Raw genomic sequence first — 8,045 nt, forward strand, 5'->3', positions numbered from 1 at the left:
ACCCCTTCCGTTTTTAAACGTGATATATGCCTTTATGTATTGCCAATTTTTAAAATTCATTTATATTTTAACATGTTTTCTTCACGTTTCAAATGAAATAAATAGAAAATCCGATCTTTTTCAATAAAAAAAGCCGGCTTCTCCGCGAAAAGCCGGTCAAAACTTAACATTATCCAGAACACTTCTCATTGGCATTCGTTTTTTCGTAAACAGCGCGGACACCGCCGATCAGCTTCGGCCGCGTCATGGCCATTGTCACATGCGCGTGCCCCACTTCTTTGACGCTTGTCCGCAGCGGAACAGCCACATGTTTCAAATGCATGCCGATAAATGTATCGCCGATATCAATGCCGGCGTCAGCTTTGATAAATTCAACCACCGCGCTATCTTTCTTGTGATTAAATGCATACGCAGCCATCGATCCGCCGGCCTGCCGAACCGGCACCACCGCCACTTCTTCAAGCTGCTGCTGCTGGACTTGTTCCCGGTCGACAACGAGCGCCCGGTTTAAATGTTCACAGCACTGAAAGGCGAGATGCCATTCATGCTCATCTGCAAATGCCTGCAATTGCCGGTACACCATTTCAGCAATTTCCAGCGTGCCGGCTGTTCCGATCTTTTCGCCGGCAATTTCTGAAGTTGAACAGCCGATCACAACAGTCTGTCCTTTTTGGAGACGGGCCTGCTGCTGAAACTCCCGCAGCAGACGGTCAAGCTGCTGCTCCCACTCTTTAAGCTGCAACAACGCTCATCCCTCCCCTTTTATTTTTCTTCATACGATGTAATCTTATTAAGACGGTTTTCATGACGGCCGCCTTCATAATCAGTTGTCAGCCATACTTTGGCAATTTCCCGGGCAAGCCCTGGTCCAATGACACGCTCTCCCATCGCCAGCATATTGCTGTTATTATGTTCCCTTGTCGCCTTGGCACTGAACACATCATGCACAAGCGCACAGCGAATGCCTTTCACTTTATTGGCGGCAATGCTCATCCCGATCCCTGTTCCGCATATTAAAATGCCGCGGTCAAACTCTCCATTGGCGACCTTTTCTGCTACCGGAAGCGCATAATCCGGATAATCGACAGACGTGCCGCATTCACAGCCGAAGTCCTCATATTCTAACCCGAGTTCCTCAAGCAAGCCCTTGATTTCTTCACGGATATTGATTCCGCCATGATCGGATGCAATGGCAATTTTCATATGTTTAATCTCCTTTTGGCATAGCCGATTTTTCTTCTATTTTGTCACAGGAGAAGAAAAATGAAAAGGCTAAGGCGTTCAAAGCTGGAATTTTGTAATGGTTGATTTCAGCTCTTCCGCTTGCTTCTTCAGCTGCATAGCGGCTCTTTCAATGTCATGCATCACTTCTGTTTGATCTTTCGTTGCCCGGGTCACTTCCACAGCTCCTGCAGACGTTTCTTCGGCAATCGCTGCCACCTCTTCTGATTGGTTAGAGGTTTGCTGGATGCTGTCCAGCTGCTTGTCCACAAGCCTCGAAATGATCTGCACCGCCTCTGCCACCTCATGAATCTTCCCGGTCATTTGTTCAATCGCTGAATTGGCTTGAGATCCGTTCTGCACTTCTTTGCTGACTGTCCTCACCTGCGAGGAAATTTTTTGGACAACCTGATCTACTTCCTGCTGAATATGCTGGATCAGTTCAGAAATGCCGCTGACTGCCTTGGCGCTTTCATCAGCGAGTTTGCGCACTTCTTCAGCAACGACCGCAAAGCCTTTGCCGTGCTCGCCCGCACGCGCCGCTTCGATGGAAGCATTTAAAGCCAGCAGATTCGTCTGGGCTGCCATATCGCCGACGAGCTGAATAATTTGTTCGACCTTGCGCGCATTGGTTTCAAGCCGCTTAACCGCTTCGAGTGACTCCTCATTCTCCACCGACAGCTTCTCCATCCCGGAAATCAGCGACTGAAAAATCTCCTTGTTTACTTGCAAATCCTCCACCATCTCTTCCGCTTGCACGGCGGAGGCCTTCGCCTTCGACTGTACTTCTGCAGCCAGATGTGTTACGTCCTCAACAGATTCTGCCGTCGATTGAATGGCTGCTGCCGAATTTTCAGCTCCGGCGGAAATTTCATCGACTGTCCGGAATATTTCTTCTGCCCGTTGAGAAGCTTTTGTCGCTTCTGTAGATATTTGGACCACACTTTCATTTGTTAAAGCAAAATTATTGTCAATGCTATGAACCATGTTCCGCAAATTACCGAGCATATGATTAAACGCTATACCGAGCGAACGAATTTCATCTTCGCTTTCCGGAAGTTCAACATCCTCTTTAATATCTCCTTGAGCTGCTGCGAGCGTGGCGGCTTCAAGCCGTTTCAGCGGCTTAACAAAATAGCCGCCGGCTACATAAGCAAGAATCCCCGACCACATGATTCCCAATAACAAGGTGACCACCGTGAACAGCATTTGATCCATCCACGAAAAGTAAGTAGGATAAATATAATAAATAAAAAAGCCGCTCGTTGTATAAGTAATAAGAGCTAAAAGCGTAACAAGAACAACCAGTTTCTTTCTTAACCCGAATTTCGCTGCATTTCTATTCTCCATGATGGCCCCTTTCCGGAACGTCCCCTGCTTCACTTTGCATTTTCTTAAGAGCTTCTGTAATCAATTCATCCAGTTCTTCATATGTTTGCCGATACTCTTCAATCGAGCCTCCATACGGATCAGCTACATCTCCGCGTTCTCCTTTAGCAAATTCTTTTAATGTCCATAACTTATTTGCACAATCCGGAAATAAAGAAAGAACAGCTTGCTTATGGCTGGCTGTCATAGTAAAAATAGCATCAGCCCATTCGACTACATCCTTGCCTAACCCTTGGGAAACATGTTGAAAAGAAATCTGATTTTCCTTTAAAACTGCCATTGTATGCGCGGATGCCCCGCTGCCTGCTGCGGCATAAACACCAGCAGAACGCACCTCCCATTCTTGCTTTCTATCCTTCAAAATCGCTTCTGCCATCGGACTTCTACACGTATTCCCTGTACATACAAACAATATATTCAACTGTTTTCACCCTCCAGCTGTCGTCTTATGTTTTTATTATATAAGATTTTTCCCAAAAGAGGGTAAAAAGCTCTATATATTTTTCCAATTAAAGAAAAAGCAACTTGAACCCGAACGCCAGCAGCACACAGCCGCCAAAAGCTTCGCTGTATGGTCCCAGCCACCTGCCGGCCTTTCTGGCAGCCAATAACCCGCTCCATGTTAAGGCTGCGGCGATACCGCCAAATAGCATAAGCACGAGCAGAACTTTAGCCCCATAAATCCCAAGCGTCAGACCGACGGAAAAGCTATCCAGGCTGACAATTAAAGAGAAGAGCATTAGTTTCCAGCCGACAGGCGCTGTTCTTTCTTCTTCTTCCCGCTGGAAAAAAGCAATGATCATTTGGGCGCCGGCAATAATTAACAGCAAGCCGCCGATCAAAGCAGCAATCGTGCCAAACGTATCTGTCACAAACCGGCCGGCCACCATCCCAAGAAGCGGCAAAATAATATGAAAGCTGCCGATAATAATGCCAATAAAAAAAATCCGCCGCAGCCTGATTGGCGCCATGCCCATTCCCAGGCTTGCCGAGAAAGCATCCATGCCTAATGCTAAAGCCAGCGTGCTTAATGTAACCACTTCACCCATGTTCTATTTCATTCCCTTCCTTGTTGGACGTGCCTCTTTCCAACATATGCAGGAAGGCAGAAATACTTTCTTGCCGTTCCAGGAAGAAACGGTCTATTCCCTTTTGAAGCCTCTTCGGATAAATAAAAAAAAGACTCCGGATCATGCAGTCTGACACTGCTGTCCGAAATCTTTTCTCTTTATTTTCGTTTTTCATGCAGCCAGCGGTGAGCCGCCGCTTTTTCGAGCCGGTTCATAATAGCGAGCCCCACTCCATCAGTTGGAAAGGTTTCGGAATAAATGATATCGACATCGGTTTCATTAAAAGCCCGCAGCACCTCATATAGAGAATGAGCCACCGTCCGTAAATCGTCCCGGCGTCCGCAAGGCAAAATGACATCCGCCTCATAGAAGGAGAGATTCTCCTCTGTTGTTAACAAACCGACCTTCTTTCCTTCCTGCCGCTGTTCGTTAATCCTGGACTGCACCCAGCTGCGGCTGCCATTCAGCAAATAAACAGGGGCCTCCGGGGCATAATGCTTGTATTTCATTCCCGGCGATTTCGGCTGCTGATTCATATCTGTTAAAGCAGCGTCAATAGCTGCTTCTCCCACTACCGCTTCAATGTCTTCCTTTGTAATGCCGCCTGGCCGCAAAATCACTGGAATGCTTCCGGTACAGTCTACCACAGTAGACTCCACACCGACTCCGGTATCGCCTCCGTCAATAATGCCGGCGATCACGCCATCAAGATCGTCTTGGACATGCCTAGCTGATGTAGGGCTCGGCTTGCCTGAACGATTTGCGCTTGGAGCAGCAATCGGCAAGCCGCATTTATGGATCACAGCCAGCGCTACAGGATGATCCGGCATGCGTACAGCTACCGTTTCCAGCCCGGCAGTGACAAGCTGAGACAGCCGGTTCGGCTGCTTTTCCAGAATAACCGTCAGCGGACCCGGCCAAAACGCTTCCATTAGACGTTCAGCTGTTTGTGATATGTTAGCTGCTATGTCTGCTACTTGCTGCTTTGAGGCAATATGAACAATCAGCGGATTATCAGCCGGCCGGCCTTTTGCCGCAAATATTTTGGCAGCCGCCTGATCTGATAACGCATTGCCTCCTAATCCATAAACCGTTTCCGTAGGGAAAGCTACTACCTCATCCTGCTTTAATAACTCTGCCGCTTCTTCAATTTGTGGATATGTGTCTAAAACATCCACACTGTTATCCACATGCCAATGTTTTGTTCGCATTTTGCTCACCTATCGTTCATTTCTTGTTATTTTCGATAAATTCTATGTTTCTTGTGCATAAATTCGTTTTTATTGGAAAGATATGCACAAAATCATCTTTTTTATCCACATTGTGTGGATAATTATTTCTGCTTTGTTTATAAACCTGTGGGTAACTGTGGATAAATTTCAGAAAAATTAGTGATTGCTATTTTATCCACAGTGGAAAAGTCTATGAATCTTTCCGCTTGAAAAGCTCTACAATCGCCAGTTTTATCTCCGGCTTTTCCGGTTCTCCCTCTGCATATACCGGCTCTGGCTCTTGCTTCAGATTCGGATCTTGGTTCCGGTCTTGGTCTGAATCTTGCTTTAGGTTCGGATCTTGGTTCGGCTCGCTGCTTTCTTCCACACCCGGGCTAACCGCTGCTCCGTTTGAAAAGTCGAGAAAGCAAAGCGGCGGGTAGAGTACACACCACCAATTGGCCCCTTCTCCTTTTCCAACGGTAATGACGATTGCTTCGTATTCGCCGGCAGGATACAAAAATTGTCCGTATAGCTTTGTCGGAAACTTAGCTTTTCCAAAGTTCACTTTAATAGGAGCTTGTATGCCTTCTTTTTCAGCACGTTTCATAGCAATCTCTTCAATTTCCGGCAATTTGCTTTTTAAAAGGCGGCGGGCTTCCGGCAAAGAATCTAAACCGGCTACCCACTTGGTAATTTCTTTATTCACGTCATCTCTGATTTTCCGCTTCAATTCTTGGTCAGCAGCGCTGTCACTATTGGCAAGAATGCGCAGCCGGATGGCTTCCTTTGGAATCACAATTGTTTCCTCTGCCTCTGCTGCATGATCAGGAATATATAAACTTAAAATTGTACCAATTGATAATATGAGTAAATAAATGCCTGCAATTAATCTATTCATTATTTTCCCCTCCTGGAAACCAGTCTGTCCAGAAAAGAAAAACTTAAACAATGAAACTATTAAATTTTTGCAAAAACCATTCGGTCTTTGCCATTTATATCATTTTTCACACTGACGGCCGCCTGCGGAAAAGCGCCTTGCAGCAGAGCCGCCACCGCTTCTCCCTGGCCCGCTCCGATTTCAAAGCCGACTAGGGCTTTCGGGTGGAGCACATCCGGCAGCTGCCTGCATAGCCGCCGGTAAATATCTAACCCATCCTCTCCGCCGAACAAAGCCATTTCCGGCTCATGATCGATCACCACCGTTGACAGCTCTTTCCGATCTGCCAGCGGAATATAGGGCGGATTAGAAAGAACAACATCGAGCTTGATTTCCTTTTCAATAAACGGAGCCAGCAGATCGCCCTGGAAGAAAGAAATATCCGCCCCTAATGCCTCACTGTTCTGCTTCGCTGTATGCAGCGCTTTTTCTGAGAGGTCCGTAGCATATACAGCAAGCTCCGGACGTTCAAGCTTCATCGTTACCGCAATTGCGCCGCTGCCGGTGCCGATATCCGCCAGTGTCAATTCCTTCTTGGCAAAATGCTGATGGATGTCCTCAAGCGCGTGCCAAACAAGCTCCTCTGTCTCCGGCCGGGGAATTAACACCTCTTCATTTACAATAAAGTCTCGTCCATAAAACTGCTCTTCGCCAATCATATGCTGAATCGGCACGCCTTCTCCATGACGGCTGACCATTTCCACAAATGCGTGCTGCTGCTGCTCTGTCAGCGATTCGCGCACATTCGCCAAGAGTTCTGACCGTTTCATCTTTAATATGTGCTGCAAAAGCAGCTCGCCCGCATTCTCATCCCGCTGCCGCTCTTGTAAAAAAGAAGAAGCCCATCGCAGGGCCTCGTATATCTTTTGTGTCATATTAATCCTGCAAGTTCTCAAGCTTGGAAGACTGTTCTTCCATAATAAGGGTATCAAGCACCTCATCCAGCTTGCCTTCCAAAATTTGATCCAGCTTTTGCAAGGTTAATCCGATGCGATGGTCAGTCACACGGTTTTGCGGGAAGTTGTATGTGCGAATACGCTCAGAACGGTCACCTGAACCGACCGCTGATTTTCTTTGTGCATCATATTCTGCCTGAGCTTCCTGCTGAAACTTATCATATATGCGGGCGCGGAGCACTTTCATGGCTTTTTCTTTATTTTTGATTTGTGATTTTTCATCCTGGCAGGAAACAACAATGCCAGTTGGAAGATGCGTTAAACGAACAGCAGACATCGTAGTATTTACACTTTGCCCGCCTGGTCCGCTGGACGCAAAGGTATCCACGCGAATATCTTTTTCGTGAATGTCCACTTCCACATCTTCCGCTTCAGGAAGACAGGCCACTGTCGCTGTGGATGTATGAATACGGCCGCCTGATTCCGTTTCCGGTACACGCTGCACACGATGCGCTCCATTTTCATACTTCATTTTTGAAAACGCGCCTTTTCCGTTAATCATGAAAATAATTTCTTTATAGCCGCCAAGTCCCGTTGAATTCGCTTCAATTACTTCTGTTTTCCAGCCCTGCATCTCAGCATAACGGCTATACATGCGGTACAAATCGCCAGCAAACAGCGCCGCCTCATCCCCGCCGGCTGCTCCGCGAATTTCCATGATCACGTTTTTATCATCGTTCGGGTCTTTCGGGATCAAAAGAATTTTCAGCCGCTCTTGCAGCTGTTCAAGCTGCTCTTCTAATTCGCCAATTTCCTCTTTCACCATTTCGCGCATCTCGGCATCCAGCTTTTCATCAAGCATCGCCTTGGCATCTTCATATTGCTGCTTTGCTTCTTTATATTCACGATACACGAGCACGGTCTCTTGAATGTCCGACTGTTCCTTCGAATAATCTCTCAGCTTGGCCGGATTATTCACAATCTCCGGATCGCTTAACAGTTCATTTAACTTATCATAGCGGTCCTCTACCGCCTGTAAACGGTCAAACATAGCGTCACCTCAAATTTCGTCCATAATGTTATCATTATAATATATAGAAAAAACCAGCACAATGTAAAAAGAAAAGCGGAGCCCGCTGCCCTGCGGAAAGCAAAGCGCCTGGAATGGAAATCAACCGCTCCCACCCTCATACAAAATAGAAAAGACGTCTGATTTTTGATTCAGCCGCTTGGTGATCCCATTTTTCCTCCGTATGGCTGTACGACTTCCCTATTCTGTCACTAAGTTGATTGCAATGGAAGGCGCGAAGACTCCGGC

Annotated in this window: 9 protein-coding genes; all 9 read right to left on the reverse strand. The window is 46.9% G+C overall.

All coding sequences use genetic code 11. The features are described 5' to 3' along the window. Positions 1-169: 169 nt before the first annotated feature. A complete protein-coding gene (locus BBA02S_RS16340; RefSeq protein ID WP_041113867.1) occupies positions 170-742 on the reverse strand; it encodes a TIGR01440 family protein in 573 nt (190 codons plus the stop codon). Between the two features lie 20 nt (positions 743-762). Further along, the gene (gene rpiB / locus BBA02S_RS16345; RefSeq protein ID WP_041095415.1) at positions 763-1,203 is read right to left on the reverse strand and encodes a ribose 5-phosphate isomerase B; all 441 of its coding nucleotides are present in this window, start codon (positions 1,201-1,203) and stop codon (positions 763-765) included. 78 nt (positions 1,204-1,281) lie between these two features. After that, complete coding sequence (locus BBA02S_RS16350; RefSeq protein WP_041095417.1) at positions 1,282-2,571, reverse strand: methyl-accepting chemotaxis protein; 1,290 nt, start codon at positions 2,569-2,571, stop codon at positions 1,282-1,284. Beyond that, positions 2,561-3,031, reverse strand: coding sequence for a low molecular weight protein arginine phosphatase (locus BBA02S_RS16355; RefSeq protein WP_061786757.1), 471 nt, complete (start codon positions 3,029-3,031; stop codon positions 2,561-2,563). Before BBA02S_RS16355 ends, BBA02S_RS16350 begins: the two co-directional genes overlap by 11 nt. Positions 3,032-3,119: 88 nt before the next feature. Further along, positions 3,120-3,659 carry a manganese efflux pump MntP gene (locus BBA02S_RS16360; RefSeq protein ID WP_041095419.1) on the reverse strand — a complete coding sequence of 180 codons (540 nt, stop codon included), beginning with the start codon at positions 3,657-3,659 and terminating at the stop codon, positions 3,120-3,122. A gap of 179 nt (positions 3,660-3,838) precedes the next feature. Further along, positions 3,839-4,891: an L-threonylcarbamoyladenylate synthase gene (locus tag BBA02S_RS16370; RefSeq protein WP_041113805.1), complete on the reverse strand. Its 1,053-nt coding sequence runs from the start codon at positions 4,889-4,891 to the stop codon at positions 3,839-3,841. 211 nt (positions 4,892-5,102) lie between these two features. Then, complete coding sequence (gene spoIIR / locus BBA02S_RS16375) at positions 5,103-5,792, reverse strand: stage II sporulation protein R (RefSeq protein WP_041113806.1); 690 nt, start codon at positions 5,790-5,792, stop codon at positions 5,103-5,105. 59 nt (positions 5,793-5,851) lie between these two features. Further along, entirely contained in the window at positions 5,852-6,706 is an 855-nt protein-coding gene (gene prmC, locus BBA02S_RS16380) for a peptide chain release factor N(5)-glutamine methyltransferase (protein ID WP_041113807.1), read from the reverse strand. A gap of 1 nt (position 6,707) precedes the next feature. Beyond that, entirely contained in the window at positions 6,708-7,778 is a 1,071-nt protein-coding gene (gene prfA / locus BBA02S_RS16385) for a peptide chain release factor 1 (protein ID WP_041095427.1), read from the reverse strand. Positions 7,779-8,045 lie beyond the last annotated feature (267 nt).

This window comes from Bacillus badius NBRC 15713 (genome assembly GCF_001591605.1).
In the GTDB taxonomy this organism is placed as follows: Bacteria; Bacillota; Bacilli; order Bacillales; family Domibacillaceae; genus Pseudobacillus; species Pseudobacillus badius.

What these genes read in the sequence shown, in the direction of transcription:
- rpiB (WP_041095415.1), bottom strand. Translation starts at nt 1,203, where the DNA reads ATGAAAATTGCCATTGCATCCGATCATGGCGGAATCAATATCCGTGAA.
- BBA02S_RS16350 (WP_041095417.1), bottom strand. Translation starts at nt 2,571, where the DNA reads ATGGAGAATAGAAATGCAGCGAAATTCGGGTTAAGAAAGAAACTGGTT.
- BBA02S_RS16360 (WP_041095419.1), bottom strand. Translation starts at nt 3,659, where the DNA reads ATGGGTGAAGTGGTTACATTAAGCACGCTGGCTTTAGCATTAGGCATG.
- BBA02S_RS16370 (WP_041113805.1), bottom strand. Translation starts at nt 4,891, where the DNA reads ATGCGAACAAAACATTGGCATGTGGATAACAGTGTGGATGTTTTAGAC.
- spoIIR (WP_041113806.1), bottom strand. Translation starts at nt 5,792, where the DNA reads ATGAATAGATTAATTGCAGGCATTTATTTACTCATATTATCAATTGGT.
- prmC (WP_041113807.1), bottom strand. Translation starts at nt 6,706, where the DNA reads ATGACACAAAAGATATACGAGGCCCTGCGATGGGCTTCTTCTTTTTTA.
- prfA (WP_041095427.1), bottom strand. Translation starts at nt 7,778, where the DNA reads ATGTTTGACCGTTTACAGGCGGTAGAGGACCGCTATGATAAGTTAAAT.